The following is a 14,856-nucleotide window of genomic DNA, read 5'->3' on the forward strand; positions in this document are numbered from 1 at the left end:
AAGAATTAATACTTTTTAGTGAATTGTTAAATTGACAAACTTAATTGCGAACCTTCCTGAGTTTTATTGACTTCAATCCTGGCTTGGAAAGCTTCTTTGAGGTGGGGCATATGGGTGACAGTGAGAATGCAGGCAAAATCGGAAGAGATCGCATTAATCGCGGCAATCAAGCGATCGCATCCTTCAGCATCCTGTGTACCAAAACCTTCATCTACAATCAGTAATTGCAACGCCGCCCCCGCGCGTTGCGCTAATAATTTCGCCAGGGCTAAACGGATGGCAAAGTTAATTCTAAACGCTTCTCCACCGGAGTAAGTTTCATAAGATCGCGTTCCTCTAGAATCGGCGATTAAAATATCCAAAGTGTCTATCAGCTTGACATTTTTCTTTGTTGACTTAGCACTGCGCCCAGCTTTTTGAGTAATAAATTGTACATGAAACTGATTACCACTCAGCCGCGAAAGTAGTTGATTTGTCTCGGCTTCCAGTTGGGGTAACACATTCTCAATCATCAGTGCTTGGATACCATTTTTACCAAAAGCTTGCGCTAATTCCTGATAGATACGATATTCGTGCTTGCAAGATTGTAGTTGCTGCTGCTGTTGTTCATACTGAATTTGCAGCGTTTCCAGTTGATGCGCCAGCTGTTCTAAACGCCCTAACTTGGCTATTTGCTCATCGAGTTGCCGTCTGCGGATTGCTAACTGCTGCTCTAAAGCTGGAATTTGGGCAGATGGGTTAGCTGTTGCTTGTAGTTGCTGGATAATACTTTCAATTTGTCCACCGAGTTTTTGCCGCTCGGTTAATCTGGCGCTTCTGGATTCTTCTAACTCTTGCAATCTCGTCTGGAGTTGGGGATACTGCTGCTGGGCTGATAGCAGTTGTTGATAGCGCAAATGCCAAGATTGAGCTTGGCGGACAGCCATCCGCAAATTGTTGTGCTGCTCGGAACTGTAGCCAATTTCGGCAATGTGATGCTCAAGAGCCGCAATTTGTTTAGCACATTCAGAATCAGTCTGATCCTGCTGGATTCTGACTTGTAATTGGGCAATTTGAGACTGGAGTTCTGGTTTTCGGGCTAAGAGTTGCACTTGTCGCTTAGTTGCATCTTTTATTTGCCCTTGTTTAATTTCTGCCCATCGCCACCGCTCAACTTCGCTCCGAGCGAGGGCGTGGTCTTGTTCATTATAATTAGCTTGTTGCAGATATTGGTCTAGCTGCCGGAGTTCGGCTTGTTTATCGGGAGCGTAATCACCACCTTGGAGCGATCGCTCTAAATGCTGTTTTTCGCCAGTAATTTGTTGTAACTGTTGTTGGACATCAGTTGTAGCTTCTAACTGTGCTGCCAACTGTCCCCGTTGTTCACGTAAACCATCGTAAATCGCCAATTGTTGGAAAATTTCCCGATATTCCTGCCTCAATACCTGAATTTCTCTATCTGACACAGCCATTTGTTCCCGGACTACCCAAAACTGCCCTTGAGTATCCTCTATCTCAGCCTGGGTTTTTTCCACCACCCGACTCCAGTGATGTTCATCTAAAGGACGCTCACATAATGGACAAAGTGCTTCCGGATTTTGGAGCATTTGCAATTTTTGCTCTAATTCTCCTAGCAGTTTTTCATAGTCCCGTTGGTGAGCTTGCAGACGTTCGATAAAGTGACGCCTTTCTTGCCCTTTTTCCTGCACTCGTTGCAGATAAACCCGCTTTTTCTCCAGTTCCTCAATCTGGATTGCTACATCCATCACTGCTTGTTGCAGTTGCGGTTGGCGTCGCTGCTGGCGTTGCAATTGGTTCTCAGTATTTTGGAGTTGTTCAAGTCGCGCTACTAAACCAGCATGAGTGCGATCGAGTTGGCTTTGTAAAGTTGCTCGTTGTTGCAACAAAGGAGTAACTTGCATTTGTAGTTGATCTAGGCGAGCAACATGGTGACGAGCTGCGGTTAGTTGTGCCAAAGCAGCTTCTACTTCACCTGATTTAGTCAGAGTTTGCTGAATTTCTCGCTCTTGTTGCTGTAAAGCTTCGATTTGGGCTTGGGCTTGTTGCAGTTGGCGTTCGATTTCGTGAATTTGTTTGGTAAGCTGTTGTTGCTTTTGTTGGCGAGTCTGCCCAGCGCGGGTGTATTCTTCAAATTTGGCAGCAAAAGCTTCTTCTTGAAATTGTAGACTTTGATATTGGGCATATCCAGTTTTAATCTCAGCTTCTTGGTGTAATATTTTTTCTAAATCTGATAGCTGAGAGCCAATAGCTGATTGTTCTTGTTGGAGGCGATCGCAATCTTGGGTAAGATTTTGGTATTGCTGCTTCACAAAGCTGAGTTGTTGTTCCCAATTTTGGCGCTGGTGCTGGACAACTTGCAAACTTTGTAACTGAATATTATCAAAGGCTTGTACCTGTTGCAGTTGGTTAAGTTCGGCTTCTAACTCGATTCTTTGCGCTTCGGTTGTCTGGCGTTGTTGCAGTTGAATTTTTATCGACTCCAAAGAACGCTCTAGCTCTAGCGCCTGTGCTTTGAACTGACGAGAAGATTCCTTTGCCCGTTCTTCCAAATCATCATACTGATTGAGTTTCAACAACTCCGCTAAAATTTCTTTGCGTTCCGTGGGGCGCTTGAGCATGAATTCATCTGCACGACCTTGACGTAAGTAGGCAGAATTAATAAATGTATCATAATCAAGCTTGATGTGTTCTAGAATCAAATCCTGTGTTGCTCTTACCCCTTTGCCGGTGAGTGAGCGAAACCCAGATGGTATTTCTATTTGAAATTCCAGGACGCTAGTAGCTCCCCGAATTCGGGTACGAATCACCCGATATTTTTGCTGGTTACTTTGGAAAGTAAAATCAACCCGAACTTCTTTGGCGCCAGAATAGATGACATCATCTTCAGCAGTGGCGCGGCTTTCACCCCAAATTGCCCAAGTGATTGCTTCCAGAAGTGAAGATTTCCCTGCACCATTGGAACCCGAAATACAAGCCGTATGCAAACCGCGAAAATCTAAAGTTGCATCACGGTAACTAAGAAAGTTTTTGAGAACAAGTTGTACTGGGATCATTCAAGCTATAGTGCCACACCTACTTTTAATAATTAACAGTACAGATGCACTGTTTGTTAGTTTAGCTATCTAAATATCAGGTTTCTAGTCTTGAAGACATCAATTTTACAAAATTTAACAATAAGATGAGCAAATTTCTCTTGTTGCATGAATAAGTTTTGCTGTCTTTGGAGAAAAATGAAACTTCTGTGGAGGTTTCTTGTTATTTCTGCCTGTTATCTGAGATAAAAATATTCATAGAAGAGTTGTTACAAGCATTGAGATTATCGGGCTAAATTTCGCGTCAAAGTCAAAGAATCAAGGTGATAGGGGAAAAAGCGTTAATATACTCAGTAAAATAGAATTCGCGGCTACACAAACAAAGTCTACCTACGTGGACTAAGGCAAAATTAAGGTTTTTAAGCCCTGAGTCGGCAGGATTTGCTTGTGTAGTTGCGGTTTCTAACCGCCCTTTTTACGTTAATTTGACTACAAATTTTAAAATTTCGAGTTCCGAACACCAGCTTCCGAGTTCTGAACACCAAGTTTCGAGTTGCGAACATCAACTTCCGAGTTGCGAACATCAACTTCCGAGTTGCGAACATCAACTTCCGAGTTGCGAACATCAACTTCCGAGTTGCGAACATCAACTTCCGAGTTCACAGCCACAATATCAAGCAAAATTTTTACCTGCTATCAGCAATGGTAGAAAAACCCAACCCCAGTAACTCAAACAATATCGAAATGAATGTCAACTGGCAAGGAAGAACAGCAGAAATCGCCTAAATACAGCAATGGTTAACTGATGAAAATACCTTTTTAATTGGTATAGAAGGCATCGGTGGCACAGGTAAATCCATGCTAGCTACGAAAATTTATGATGAAATTGCCGATTTCCCCAAGCGATTTTGGGCTGATGTCAGTAACGGGGCAGGTTTTAGCGATTTAGCCCGCCAAGTCCTCATAGAGTTTGGCTTTCCCGTTCCAGAACAAGAAGCGCAGTTAGTAGAGGCGCTAGTTAGGTGTTTACGTTCTGGGCAATTTTTACTGATTATTGACAACCTGGAGAGTTTATTACAACCTGATAGACATTGGGGAAGTCTATTATTACGGCGACTTTTTCCAAGCATGGGTGGAACATGGCAGTAATAGTAAGGTGCTAGTTACCACCAGGGAAAGACCAGAATTAAAAGGCTTTGAGTGGCTATCCCTGAAAGGTTTGCAAGTAGATGAAGGGGTAGCACTGTTAACTGCATTAGGCATTCGCGGAGATTTAACGCAGTTTGTGGAATTAGTAGATGGGCATCCCTTACTGTTAAAATTGGTAGCAGACTTATTAAAGGAAGAATATTCACAAGACCCGAATTTAAGCAGATTAGCAGATTTAGGCTTAGGAAATTTGCGGCAGTTGTTGACAGATTCCCAAGTAGTAGGTATCCATCGCCGGGAAAATGTGGGGATGGTGTTAGTGTTGGATGCCAGTTTTGAGCGGTTGAGTGAATTGCAAAAGGCGTTATTGCTGAATATTAGTGTTTATCGTGGTGCAGTTGACAGTGCCGCAGCAGTGGCTATGTTGCCGGAAAATTCAGCAGCCGAGATTGAAGGAGAATTAAGAAATCTGGTTAAACGTTCTTTGTTGGTAGACAAACTCAATGGTAGGCGGCGGTTTGAGTTTCAGCCTGTGGTTTTGGAATATGTGCGGTATCAGGCTGGCGATCAGACAGAGGTACATCAACGAGCCATTGATTATTATCGTTCAATCGCTAAACAACCACCTTGGATAACAAAAGATGATGTTAAAGAATACTTGGAAATCTTCGATCACTTTTATCAGTTGCAAGATTAGAACTCTGCCTTTGATGCACTTCAGGTTTGTTCTAGGTTCTTATTCTTGCGTGGTGATTACACAGTTTTAGTAGAGTTATATAGACAGTTGGTAAGTAAGTGGAAAGAAATTGGCAATAGAGAAAATTGGAACTATCGGGCTTCTCTCAGTTCATTGGGCAATCTTTACGCCTCTCTGGGACAGTACCAACGTGCAATTGAGTTCCACCAACAGTGTTTGGAAATATCTAGGGAGATTGGCGCTCGCAATGGTGAAGGTATTTGCTCAAACAATTTGGGTAGTGCTTACAATCACCCAGAACAGTACCAAAGGGCAATAGAGTTCCACCAGAAGTCTTTGGAAATCTATAAGGATATTGGTGATTCTCCAGAGGAGAGGCTTCACCAACGCAAGAGTGAAGGATATTCCTTAAATAATTTGGGTACTGCTTACAACTCTTTGGGAGAGTACCAACGGGCGCTTGAGTTTTACCAGCAGTCTTTGGCAATATTTAGGGAGACTGGTGATCGCAATGCCGAAGGTAATTCCTTAAACAATTTGGGTACTACTTACGCCTCTTTGGGAGAGTACCAACGAGCGATTGAGTTTCACTAGCAGTCTTTGGCAATAATATATCAGGAAATAGGCGATCGCGATGGAGAAGGTGGTTCTTTGGGTAATTTGGGCAGTGCTTACCGTTCTCTGGGAGAGTACCAACGGGCGATAGAGTTCCACCAGCAGTCTTTGGAAATCAAAAGGGAAATAGGTAATCGTGATGGTGAACGTATTTGCTTAAACAGCTTGGGCAATGCTTACGACTCCTTAGGACAGCACCAAAGAGCGATTAAGTTATTCCAGCAGTCTTTGGGAATAATTCGGGAAATAGGCAATCGTAATGCCGAAGGTAATTGTTTAAACAGTTTGGGCAATGCTCACAGTTCTTTCGGAGAGTACCAACTAGCGATTGAGTTTCACCAATTGTCTTTGGAGATATTTAGGGAAATAGGCGAGCGCAATGGCGAAGGTAATTCCTTAGAGGGTGTTTGAAAAGTCGGGTATGTTGTAAAAAAGCTCTCTCAGTATACGCTGTGAATAGATAATAAACAGCACCGAGAGAGCGACATGAGTAAAGCTTACCCCAGTAACCTGAGTCATGCACAATATGAATTTCTTAGCGACTTGATTCCAGAAGCGAAACCAGGTGGTCGTAAGCGTGAAGTCGATATGTGGGAAGTCCTGAATGTAATTTTTTACATCCTGCTAGAAGGAGTGAGATGGCGATGTCTGGCGACAAGCCGCTTTGCCTCTACGCTACCTGGGGACTTTCCTGCTTGGCAGACCTGAGGCGGAGCGTCTCCGACTCAGCAGTGTACACATATTTCCGAAACTGGCGTCAAAACGGGACATGGTTGCACATTCACGATAGTCTGCGAGAATGGACGAGAATCGAAATTGAACGTAATCCGAGTCCATCGGAAGCAATAATTGATCGCCAAAGCGTTAAGAGTGCGGCAATGGTGAGTCAATCAGTAGGCTTTGATGCCGGCAAGAAAATCAAAGGACGCAAGCGATTTATGACCGTTGATACCTTAGGATTAGTGCTGCGGGTCTTGGTAACAGCAGCTAATAGAGGTGAGCCAGAAGGGGGCAAACAAGTTCTCCAACGGGTCAAACAGTCAGGGGAGCAGGTATCTCGTTTGACCATCCTCTGGGTAGATGGTGGTTTCGACGGTGAGTTGTTTATGCAGTAGGTAATGGACTTTTGTCGTTGGATTGTACAGGTAGTGCTGCGACCAAAGCAAACCAAAGGCTTTGTTTTGCTCAAAAAACGTTGGGTGGTGGAACGCACTTTCGGTTGGTTAATGGGGTGTCGGCGATTAGTCCAAGATTATGAGTTATTGCCCGAAACATCTGAGACTTTTATCTACCTTGCCATGATCCGTATTATGGTGAGGCGACTAGCTTAATTTTTGACTCCCTAAAACTTTTCAAACACCCTCTAAAGCTACTCGGAGTGCACGGGAAGGTAGAACTGCACCTGAAGAATCGGTGTTTATCGTATTGACATGGGATTTGAGAAATACTTGTAACCCGCTTGGGCCCTGTTTCCGAAGCACAGAAACTTCTTGAGATAGCTTGGAAATTTCAGCTACAGGAGTTTGAGCATCAGCTGTCTGCAAAAAACTGAAGCTAACTAGCATGAGTGCGAAAGGAAATTTGAAGGTTCTAAATTTCATATATTTTCAGAAAAATAGGGAGTGCGGGTGTCGCCATCACTAATTAGAAAAGTTTAGTTTAACTTCTAAAAATGAACGAAAAAACTAAAACTGGGTTTCAAAGCCTCTTGACCTTTCGGGGAGAGGAATGGAAGCGGGGTAAAAAGCCATGTCACAAAACGAGAATCAAGACTTATGTATTTTTCTTTCTTCGTATGAAACCACCCTGCTTTTTAAGGGGGATAATGGGGTATCTTTAAAGACTGTGCAGCTTAACCGAACCGTATTGGAACAGCATACACGTATTTTTTATAAAAGTAACTTCATAAAACTCATGTTTTATGAAAACTTTATATATTATTTATTGTAGTTCATTAAATATGCGAATTAATAGCTGATTTACTTAAGTTCAGGTTATTCAAAAACTTCCGTAAAATTTCTCTTTCAATAACAAGATAAATACAACTAAATTATTAATAGTTCGGCTGGCTTGGTTGATGACAAAACTTCAATTATTCCAGGTGTATCTATTTAGAAACTCTCTATAAGACCGATTCTATAATCCTAGAATAACCGCTCTTCTTTTAGAAGACAGAAGTTTAGCTTACCCTTACTTTCTAGTCAAGGTAACTGAGGAGGTTAAGTTTTTGTGAGTGAATCGATGTACTAAGCTGTGTTCAAATCTAAAGCATACGCTAGTAGTCTATTTATCTGAAAATCGCTGTAATCAGGTTTTATTTGACAACGGAGTAATTTATCGGGGAAAATCACGGTTTTATTTCAAACTGAGAAAAAACACAGCTTCTTTAAGCTTTAAACATTTATTAACCAATTTGACAAATCCCCATGCAACAATATATTTCTAATCTGCTCATACTGGTAATAGGAACAAGTTCCGCTTTCATCGTTACTCCATCTCAAGCTCAAACTCCCGTAAAATCCAACAGCCAAAATACTGATAATATTACTTCCATATCTTCAAATTCACCTTCCACTATCCAATTAAGTGATTTTGCCAATTCTACTGCTAGCAAACCACGTATCCTCTCTGAGGCAGCTAATAACTCTTCTGCTGCTAATGCCAATATAACTGCAACTAAGCCTAAGTCACGGATTCCTGTATTCAGCAGAATTTTTCCCAGACCTTCTATGCAGCAATAATTAGCAGCTAAACATTTAGTTTACTTGCTTGGGCTGATAAAGAACTGCATCAATACATAATGTACAACCTTACAAGAGTGAAAATACTACCCCAGCAACAGAGATTCTAATTGTTCTCTCTTTTTGGGGTGTGACGAATCCCCAGAGAGTTACTCATGGTGATTAGTGCCTTGGTTGCGAATTAAATAAGATTCGACTCTAAGCATTAATTCTTTAAGATGATCTATTTTTTCCTCAACATCATCAAACCCGATGGTGATCCCTTACGAAATTTGTTTTTGGTTATTTAAAAGGTGATTGAAATCGCGTGCCTCATTTACCTTTTTCTCAGCAGCAGCTTCTGCTTGAGTAATAGCCTGCTCTCTTGAAAATTTTTGTTTATCGCTCCATCGAAAAAACCAACCTGATGCAGCAACAATTAAGAAAAGTGCAAAACCGGCCAAACTCAGATCAAACTTCATTGTGGTTAATATTCAGAAATTCCCATTTATTGCAATTTTGAAGCTGTTTTAAAATACCCTTTTAAGCCGCTAACGCTGCTAGGTTAGATACAACGTTAAATATTTCTAAAACCCTTCCTGTAAGTCTGCCTGTTGCTGCCAACGCCTGTTCACTTATACCTACAGCTTTCGCGCCAGAAACAATTGCATTACCCACACTTTTTTCAACCTTGGCAATTGCTCTTCCAAAGCCATCAACCTTTTCACCAATGCCATTAGCAAGATTTCTAACACCATCAACAGCACCACCAAGATTCAAAATGTCTTTTGCGTTTTCGGCTGTTTTTACCACGCTGGCTGCTGATTCCACTTTGGCTGCTTTGGCAACGTTTTCTGCGCTACCAGCAGTCTTGGCTGCTGCTTGTGCTTCTGTTCTCACAGTTTCTATTTTTCTTCCAGCATCTTGTGACTCCTCAGCTATTTTCAATATCATTTTGTCGTGTTCAGTTGCAATACCTTGTTTCAATCTCTCCTCGGCATCCGCCAATTCTTGTTTTGCTTGTTTCCATAGATCCATCATTTCAGCATTCGCCTGATCTCTGGCTCTTCTCTCCTCTAGGAAAGCCTTATTACGTTTTTCTTCTTCAGTTAATGCATATTCTTTTGCTATACGCATAGTTTCTGTGGATTCTTTTGCAGCATTTTGTTTTATAACTTCAATCTCTTGTTTAATTCTTTCAGCATTGGCTTTTATTCTTTCATCGGAGCTGTTTTTTAGTTCTATTATTTTTTCTATCAAACTCAGTCGCTATGCCTTGCCTCGCTCTTTCTTCTGCCTCAGCTAATTGTCTGTTAGCTTCTTTCGTTATTTCTTTGGCTTCATTTATTGCTCGTTCCGTTGCTCTTTTTTCTTCCAATATTTTGCCATTAAGTCGTTCTTGCTCTGTTTGTTGGTAACTTTTTGTTTCACTTGACAATGTGTGAACTTGTTTTAATGCATTACTGATATCTTCTGTATTCTTATCTATTTTTGGTGTTAGCTTATCAAACGCTACAGCGATCGCTCCAGCAATGGCTGATAGTAGTCCCGGCTCAATGGCACTTTTAGTAGCAGTAATAATTCCACTTTTGTTGGCATCGATAGTGGCTTGTGAAATACTACGTACCTGTTGCTTCGTCAATGATTGTATTTTCGCCACTTCCGCCCTTAATGCAGCAAGTTCAGCGCTTAAACTAGCGCAAGTATCAGCCATTCTTCAACCTCAATTCATTGGTAATGACTCTAATTTGTTCAGCGGTGGCATGACAATCAAGACAGCAATATCCAGGATATCCAGGCATTTCACATCGGCAATAACCTGGAGGACAATCACCGCAAGCCACCTCAATATTGCATGGTGCATCGCCTTCAACAGTAAAAATATCAGTAATAGAATCAACCCGTTTGATGTGTACTCTTCCTTTTTGTTTTGCTGTTTCAGTGTTAGCGCAGGTGATGGATTGATTGATGCTTATAGACGATGGATCAACATTGAATACTTTAGTGGTTTGACTTTGTAATATAATTCCGGTCAGCAAGCTTTCAGCCGTATTATTAGCACCAGGGGTTAACCGAGGGAGATTAGCCTTGGTAATTGTAATCGTGGTCGCTGTTTGCACAGCATCCGCGCCGAATACTTCCTGTAAAGTTGGTTCTGACATCTGACGGATTAATGAAGTGAATAAATCCGTTGTATGAGGGATTGAAAAATATGTAAATATACCACTTTTATGTAGAAGCGGACAATTACTGAAGACGTGTAAGTATTGCTGCTAATAGGATTAAGGCAGTTTTAACTAATAGTAAGTTTTAAAAATGCTCCGGTTTAACCATTGAGAGTGGTTAAACCGGACATTTGAAATTAGAAACAGAATGAAAAATAACCGCAATGGGCAAGCAGCTATTTTATCTAACACGGACTATTCTAAAATTCGTGGGCAGATAAAAAGCCAAAAATATAAACTGCTTTTGGATATAGCATGATACACCGGCGAAAGGTGGGGAGCTTTGGTGAAGTTGCAATTTCAGGATTGCTACGATTCGGAAGGGAAGCCACGAGAATATATCAATTTTTGCGCGGCTAGTCGCAAGGCCTCACCCAACGGTGAACGCAAAACTCGCCAAGTTCCAGTGCATCCAGTATTGCTTTCGTCGCTTTTGAGTTATAAGCCGGAGCATCAGTCAATTTGGCTATTCCCGAATCGGGAAAACAGGCTTCCAATAGAGATGAGGTGCGCTGACAAAATTTTACGTGCAGCTGTTGCCAAGGCTGGATTGGTTGCAATGGGGATTAGCACCCATAGCACCCGCCGGACTTTCATTACTAAGCTGCATCATAACGGCACAGACCTTTACACAATCAAGCAGATCACGGGCCACCAGGACTTCAAATCACTAGAACGCTATGTGGAAATTGACAGCGATCGCGTCCGTGGAGCAATCAACGCCCTATGAACGCCAAACTCCTGTTTCTGCAAATTGAGATATTCTTTGACCGCTTGCAACATGGGGAATACGACCATCCTCTGTACTTGGCTATGGCACTTGAGAATCTCGCAAATCAGGTATGGGATGAAGTGGATGAAATTTTCCCGAATCTCTGACAAACTGATGTGAAAGCGAATAAGCTGAAATGTTCAATGTCTTCAAAGTTACATTGCAATCGCACTCTCATCTCCAGTCAGTGCGATTGCATTTACTCCAAAAACGCTGTATCCTGCCTTGACACAGGCCTTTCAGGAAACAGTCCATGCTAAGACCCAGTTTTTTTGGTATCTAATATAACTTGCGCCCCAACACGAGGTTCTACTGTGGTTAAAACTGTCTCAGAAGAAACTTGCGCCCCAACACGTGTTCTCCACTCAGCCCAGGCACAATGATAATCATTCAGATTTTTATAATCGTCTGGTTCTGGTGGTTCATCTGAATCGTCGTAAAAAATTGTCAGTTGACCGTCAGAATCTGATTTGTGGGAGACTTCCCCAAAGTCGGCAGGATTCCACCTATCTTCTGGCCCAAGATGTTGGGGCACAATATCTACCTCATCCCAGTAAGGATCGTGAACGGGAGTAGGGAGTGAGGGATTAGTAAATGCTTTTAAGTCAAACAGTGCGGGTTGATTCATAATCAGACTGGTTATTATGGTCGCTGCTCTCTTCTGAGGGCAGTTTTTGTATGCATATTCCCTAGTAATCCCTTGGGAGTTTGCTAGGGAAACAAGAAGTTAAAGCTTGCAAAAATTCAGATAAACCAAACGTTTCATCTTGCCAGTAACGGTCACGCAAACAGTCAATTAGCCATCCTTGAGGAGTCTTGACTACCTGATGTCCCCGCTTTTAACAAAGTGCTTTAAAGCTAATCGCACTTCTGGAATCTCAAATTTAAACAGCTGTCTAGTCGGTTTTTTATTTGGGTCAAAGTATATTTGGTGTTTAGCACAAGCAATCAGTATCTCGTGTTGCCTTTCTAACTCCTCAAATTCGGACGTGGTGGGAGTAAGATCATTGTTGCTGCTGTCAACCCCCGTTTCAGCAGAGATATCATTTGAGGGGTCTATTTCGTAACTAGAATTATTGTTTTGGAAGTTTTTTTTTTCGCTGATTTTTCGGTGGATTTAACCACGATAATGGTCTTACAAGTAACTTGTGTATCTTCCATGAGTAGCGTTTAATTACTTGCAAAACACGGCATGATACCAGTATTTCAAATATCTTTTTGAGGTAGTTGTGAGCGTATGGTTTACCTCTTGACTTTGCCACTGTGGCATTAAATTCTGATAAATCTGACTCAATCTCAGATGCAATTTGCCCTTGCCTCATTAGCCATTGCCAAAGTGATTTTGCGGCAGGGCAGATATGATGTTGGTAACAGAATGCTTCGTGTGCTTCCGTCCACGGAAGATTGTTTTTAAATGTGTTTTGTGTCATGATTACTATTAGTAAATGTTTCAAGGAGCCACCAAGAGATTTAGCGATCGTGGTGGCTTTTTGGTTTTCTTAGTTCATCGGATGTTGATCATGGTGCTGTGGTTTGCTTCTTAGAAGTGCCCCTAGCTCTTTGATTTGCTCAATTATCGAGGTGTTTTTCATAAGCAATTCTGGTAATTGGCTCAGGATCTCTGCTGCGATCATCGTGGCTTGGTTAGATTTCAATTCCGGATCAATAGTGTGAACGTATGCGACCAATTTCTCTAACTCGTAGATGGCTAGAGTTTTAGGGTTAATCAAATTCGACGGAATTATACGTTTAGGTATTACCAGATGTGGCTCCTGCGATGCCTGCCCCGTCTTGCTACGCAAATTCAACTTTGTATTCAAGGGGTGGTCGTCGGGGAAAGAAGTTATTGCTTGGTAATCGGCATAATTGCACCCGACAGCCCCGAAAAAGGTTAGCCCATCCTGTTTGGCAACAGCGTCTCCAACCTCACTGGCCCTCTGTTTTTCGGTGTGCCAGCATACGGACACCAGTCCTTTGTCATCGCTGGTTACGGCATAAGCAACGTAAATTAGTTCTCTAGTCATTAGTTGTTACCCCCGTTGGACAATCGCACTTCATTAACAACAATTGGGGCACGAGCGCACTTACGCTTTTTGTGGATGTCTGTTGCTACGAGTTTTAGTTGGTCGAGTAGTGGGGGGTTGATTTGAAACAGTTGCGGCAAGTCATGCAGTGCAAATGGTGCTAGCACTGTTGTCTGGTCGAGACTCAATCTTGGTTCAACACTGTGGATGTAGTCGATAAATTTGTCTAATTCGTAGCTAGCGAGAGTTCTGGCATCAACTAACTTTGATGACATTCTTTTAGTCATGGGCTAATCTCCCCTACTTCACTTGGCGCAGCTGCTTTGCCGTTACCGCCAGCCATTAACAACGCCTTACTAAAAATCTCTGGTTTTTCGGTAAACAAGTCAGGCAATACCGTGATTATCTTTTCGGCTAATATTTCGGCGTGCTGGTCTTCTATTATCGGTATCTGGGTTTTGATATATAGCAACCGCCAGGATAGTTAGGACGTAAACTAAAGGTGTTATCGTGATCTGCTATCGTCTGCTCTGCCATGCCTAAACCCTACAGTTACGACTTCCGTCAGAAAGTGATCCAAGCGATCGAGTTAGATGGACTCAAGAAAAGCGAAGCGAGTGAACTGTTCAATATCAGCCGCAACACGATCAACCTGTGGTTGCAACGTAAAGCCGAAACGGGAGATGTGAGAGCATTGCCTAACCGACCAAGAGGCAACAACCATAAAATTACAGACTGGGAGCAGTTTCGGGCATTTGCCAAGACTCATGGAGATAAAACCCAGGTGGAGATGGCGCAATTATGGCAGGGTGAGATTAGCGATGCCAAGGGCGAGCTACGCTAACGCACAATCTCACGGCCTGCTACTAATTTGATTACCACGCTTCACCGCGGCGATTTGTGCAAATTCGCTCTAGCGTAATTGTCAAAATCCGCGAACTCGTGCTGAGACTCGCTCACCTCAACCGGGTGCAATCTCCGATCATCAATCGTGCGCGTCAAGACTTAGCTTGGCAGTTTCCAGAGGTGGCGCTGGTGCGATCGCGCCGCAGTGAGTCGGGTGAAGTGCCGCTACTGTGGGGCTGGCTTGCCGGTGAACGTAAAAGCAGCCGCTATAGACCGCCTTTACTCCCAAACAGTCGGTTTAAGCATCACCGATACAGTTCGCCAACACGCAAAACGCATTTGTGATCTCCAAAGGGAAGAATACGTCATCGAGGAAGAGTTGCGAGAATTGCTTGATGATCCTCGGTTTGACAATTATCGTACAGTTTTTAAAAAGTTTGGATTTGGCGATCACCTCTCCTCAGTCATTATCTCTCAGATTTACCCCATTGAGGGTTTTCTTGATGCTTCGGGTAAACCAGAGGTAAAAATACGCCTTGGGCGAAACTCTAAAAAGCCTACAAAACGTCACCTTTCACTGAGAAGATTTCAGAAAGCTTTGGGCGGGGCATTAGACGGTAAAAGTTTCTTTTACCCTACCTGGGATGACGCAATACAAGGGCATCTGAAAATATGCACTCAAGTTTTTAAGCTCTCAAATTGCTAGAGTGAATATCATCTATAGCGGTTCTCATTTGGATGCAATATACTTTGATCTCTGTGTTGAAAAGCTTTGA

Annotated in this window: 19 protein-coding genes and 3 pseudogenes; 10 read left to right on the forward strand and 12 right to left on the reverse strand. The window is 42.5% G+C overall.

The features are described from left to right. Nucleotides 1-26: 26 nt before the first annotated feature. Complete coding sequence (locus tag V7K85_RS11715) at nt 27-3,053, reverse strand: SMC family ATPase (RefSeq protein ID WP_334813749.1); 3,027 nt, start codon at nt 3,051-3,053, stop codon at nt 27-29. Nucleotides 3,054-3,530: 477 nt separating this feature from the next. After that, nucleotides 3,531-3,713, reverse strand: a complete 183-nt coding sequence (locus V7K85_RS11720; RefSeq protein WP_334813750.1) for a hypothetical protein — start codon at nt 3,711-3,713, stop codon at nt 3,531-3,533. Between the two features lie 156 nt (nt 3,714-3,869). Here V7K85_RS11720 and V7K85_RS11725 point away from each other — a divergent pair, with 156 nt between their 5' ends. The 5 genes and pseudogenes from V7K85_RS11725 (at nt 3,870) to V7K85_RS11745 (ending at nt 6,824) form a co-directional block, all read left to right on the forward strand. Next, entirely contained in the window at nt 3,870-4,181 is a 312-nt protein-coding gene (locus tag V7K85_RS11725; RefSeq protein ID WP_334814015.1) for an NB-ARC domain-containing protein, read from the forward strand. Between the two features lie 7 nt (nt 4,182-4,188). Further along, on the forward strand, nt 4,189-4,878 hold the full coding sequence (locus V7K85_RS11730) for a hypothetical protein (RefSeq protein ID WP_334813752.1): 690 nt from the start codon (nt 4,189-4,191) through the stop codon (nt 4,876-4,878). 45 nt (nt 4,879-4,923) lie between these two features. Beyond that, nucleotides 4,924-5,472, forward strand: coding sequence for a tetratricopeptide repeat protein (locus V7K85_RS11735; protein ID WP_334813756.1), 549 nt, complete (start codon nt 4,924-4,926; stop codon nt 5,470-5,472). A 6-nt stretch (nt 5,473-5,478) separates the two neighbouring features. Beyond that, nucleotides 5,479-5,904 carry a tetratricopeptide repeat protein gene (locus V7K85_RS11740; protein WP_334813758.1) on the forward strand — a complete coding sequence of 142 codons (426 nt, stop codon included), beginning with the start codon at nt 5,479-5,481 and terminating at the stop codon, nt 5,902-5,904. A 75-nt stretch (nt 5,905-5,979) separates the two neighbouring features. Next, nucleotides 5,980-6,824: pseudogene (locus V7K85_RS11745) on the forward strand (IS5 family transposase). A gap of 21 nt (nt 6,825-6,845) precedes the next feature. On the opposite strand, the gene V7K85_RS11750 reads toward V7K85_RS11745, so the two are convergent. Beyond that, nucleotides 6,846-7,094: a hypothetical protein gene (locus tag V7K85_RS11750; RefSeq protein ID WP_334813760.1), complete on the reverse strand. Its 249-nt coding sequence runs from the start codon at nt 7,092-7,094 to the stop codon at nt 6,846-6,848. Between the two features lie 825 nt (nt 7,095-7,919). On the opposite strand from V7K85_RS11750, the gene V7K85_RS11755 reads away from it, so the two are divergent. Then, nucleotides 7,920-8,234 carry a hypothetical protein gene (locus tag V7K85_RS11755; RefSeq protein ID WP_334813762.1) on the forward strand — a complete coding sequence of 105 codons (315 nt, stop codon included), beginning with the start codon at nt 7,920-7,922 and terminating at the stop codon, nt 8,232-8,234. Between the two features lie 263 nt (nt 8,235-8,497). Here V7K85_RS11755 and V7K85_RS11760 read toward each other — a convergent pair whose 3' ends face one another. The 4 genes from V7K85_RS11760 to V7K85_RS11775 all read right to left on the reverse strand — a co-directional run bounded on the left by V7K85_RS11760 (nt 8,498) and on the right by V7K85_RS11775 (nt 10,375). Continuing rightward, complete coding sequence (locus tag V7K85_RS11760; protein WP_334813764.1) at nt 8,498-8,695, reverse strand: hypothetical protein; 198 nt, start codon at nt 8,693-8,695, stop codon at nt 8,498-8,500. A 61-nt stretch (nt 8,696-8,756) separates the two neighbouring features. Then, complete coding sequence (locus tag V7K85_RS11765) at nt 8,757-9,473, reverse strand: hypothetical protein (RefSeq protein ID WP_334813766.1); 717 nt, start codon at nt 9,471-9,473, stop codon at nt 8,757-8,759. Further along, entirely contained in the window at nt 9,433-9,927 is a 495-nt protein-coding gene (locus tag V7K85_RS11770) for a hypothetical protein (protein WP_334813768.1), read from the reverse strand. The genes V7K85_RS11765 and V7K85_RS11770 overlap by 41 nt, the downstream gene beginning before the upstream one ends. Beyond that, nucleotides 9,920-10,375 carry a hypothetical protein gene (locus V7K85_RS11775; protein ID WP_334813769.1) on the reverse strand — a complete coding sequence of 152 codons (456 nt, stop codon included), beginning with the start codon at nt 10,373-10,375 and terminating at the stop codon, nt 9,920-9,922. Before V7K85_RS11775 ends, V7K85_RS11770 begins: the two co-directional genes overlap by 8 nt. 349 nt (nt 10,376-10,724) lie before the next feature. On the opposite strand from V7K85_RS11775, the gene V7K85_RS11780 reads away from it, so the two are divergent. Further along, nucleotides 10,725-11,168, forward strand: a complete 444-nt coding sequence (locus tag V7K85_RS11780) for a tyrosine-type recombinase/integrase (protein WP_334813771.1) — start codon at nt 10,725-10,727, stop codon at nt 11,166-11,168. Then, a complete protein-coding gene (locus V7K85_RS11785; protein WP_334813773.1) occupies nt 11,165-11,317 on the forward strand; it encodes a hypothetical protein in 153 nt (50 codons plus the stop codon). Before V7K85_RS11780 ends, V7K85_RS11785 begins: the two co-directional genes overlap by 4 nt. 149 nt (nt 11,318-11,466) lie before the next feature. On the opposite strand, the gene V7K85_RS11790 is transcribed toward V7K85_RS11785, so the two are convergent. From V7K85_RS11790 to V7K85_RS11810, 5 genes are all read right to left on the reverse strand, one after another. Continuing rightward, nucleotides 11,467-11,838, reverse strand: coding sequence for a hypothetical protein (locus V7K85_RS11790; protein ID WP_334813775.1), 372 nt, complete (start codon nt 11,836-11,838; stop codon nt 11,467-11,469). Between the two features lie 445 nt (nt 11,839-12,283). Beyond that, nucleotides 12,284-12,640 carry a hypothetical protein gene (locus V7K85_RS11795; protein ID WP_334813777.1) on the reverse strand — a complete coding sequence of 119 codons (357 nt, stop codon included), beginning with the start codon at nt 12,638-12,640 and terminating at the stop codon, nt 12,284-12,286. Nucleotides 12,641-12,709: 69 nt separating this feature from the next. Then, nucleotides 12,710-13,234 carry a hypothetical protein gene (locus tag V7K85_RS11800; RefSeq protein WP_334813779.1) on the reverse strand — a complete coding sequence of 175 codons (525 nt, stop codon included), beginning with the start codon at nt 13,232-13,234 and terminating at the stop codon, nt 12,710-12,712. Beyond that, the gene (locus tag V7K85_RS11805; protein ID WP_334813781.1) at nt 13,234-13,521 is read right to left on the reverse strand and encodes a hypothetical protein; all 288 of its coding nucleotides are present in this window, start codon (nt 13,519-13,521) and stop codon (nt 13,234-13,236) included. Before V7K85_RS11805 ends, V7K85_RS11800 begins: the two co-directional genes overlap by 1 nt. After that, nucleotides 13,518-13,706, reverse strand: coding sequence for a hypothetical protein (locus tag V7K85_RS11810; protein ID WP_334813783.1), 189 nt, complete (start codon nt 13,704-13,706; stop codon nt 13,518-13,520). The genes V7K85_RS11805 and V7K85_RS11810 overlap by 4 nt, the downstream gene beginning before the upstream one ends. A gap of 63 nt (nt 13,707-13,769) precedes the next feature. Here V7K85_RS11810 and V7K85_RS11815 point away from each other — a divergent pair. Both V7K85_RS11815 and V7K85_RS36495 read left to right on the forward strand, forming a co-directional pair. Beyond that, a pseudogene (locus V7K85_RS11815) lies at nt 13,770-14,057 on the forward strand (IS630 transposase-related protein); the annotation flags it as partial. Between the two features lie 47 nt (nt 14,058-14,104). Next, nucleotides 14,105-14,690 (forward strand): annotated as a pseudogene (locus V7K85_RS36495) (IS110 family transposase); the annotation flags it as partial. Nucleotides 14,691-14,856 lie beyond the last annotated feature (166 nt).

The sequence above is a fragment of the Nostoc sp. genome (genome assembly GCF_036917615.1).
In the GTDB taxonomy this organism is placed as follows: Bacteria; Cyanobacteriota; Cyanobacteriia; order Cyanobacteriales; family Nostocaceae; genus Nostoc.

Bases quoted from the DNA above. Each gene is read 5' to 3' on its own strand.
- V7K85_RS11715 (WP_334813749.1), bottom strand. From the start codon at position 3,053: ATGATCCCAGTACAACTTGTTCTCAAAAACTTTCTTAGTTACCGTGAT.
- V7K85_RS11750 (WP_334813760.1), bottom strand. From the start codon at position 7,094: ATGAAATTTAGAACCTTCAAATTTCCTTTCGCACTCATGCTAGTTAGC.
- V7K85_RS11755 (WP_334813762.1), top strand. From the start codon at position 7,920: ATGCAACAATATATTTCTAATCTGCTCATACTGGTAATAGGAACAAGT.
- V7K85_RS11760 (WP_334813764.1), bottom strand. From the start codon at position 8,695: ATGAAGTTTGATCTGAGTTTGGCCGGTTTTGCACTTTTCTTAATTGTT.
- V7K85_RS11770 (WP_334813768.1), bottom strand. From the start codon at position 9,927: ATGGCTGATACTTGCGCTAGTTTAAGCGCTGAACTTGCTGCATTAAGG.
- V7K85_RS11775 (WP_334813769.1), bottom strand. From the start codon at position 10,375: ATGTCAGAACCAACTTTACAGGAAGTATTCGGCGCGGATGCTGTGCAA.
- V7K85_RS11785 (WP_334813773.1), top strand. From the start codon at position 11,165: ATGAACGCCAAACTCCTGTTTCTGCAAATTGAGATATTCTTTGACCGC.
- V7K85_RS11790 (WP_334813775.1), bottom strand. From the start codon at position 11,838: ATGAATCAACCCGCACTGTTTGACTTAAAAGCATTTACTAATCCCTCA.
- V7K85_RS11795 (WP_334813777.1), bottom strand. From the start codon at position 12,640: ATGACACAAAACACATTTAAAAACAATCTTCCGTGGACGGAAGCACAC.
- V7K85_RS11800 (WP_334813779.1), bottom strand. From the start codon at position 13,234: ATGACTAGAGAACTAATTTACGTTGCTTATGCCGTAACCAGCGATGAC.
- V7K85_RS11805 (WP_334813781.1), bottom strand. From the start codon at position 13,521: ATGACTAAAAGAATGTCATCAAAGTTAGTTGATGCCAGAACTCTCGCT.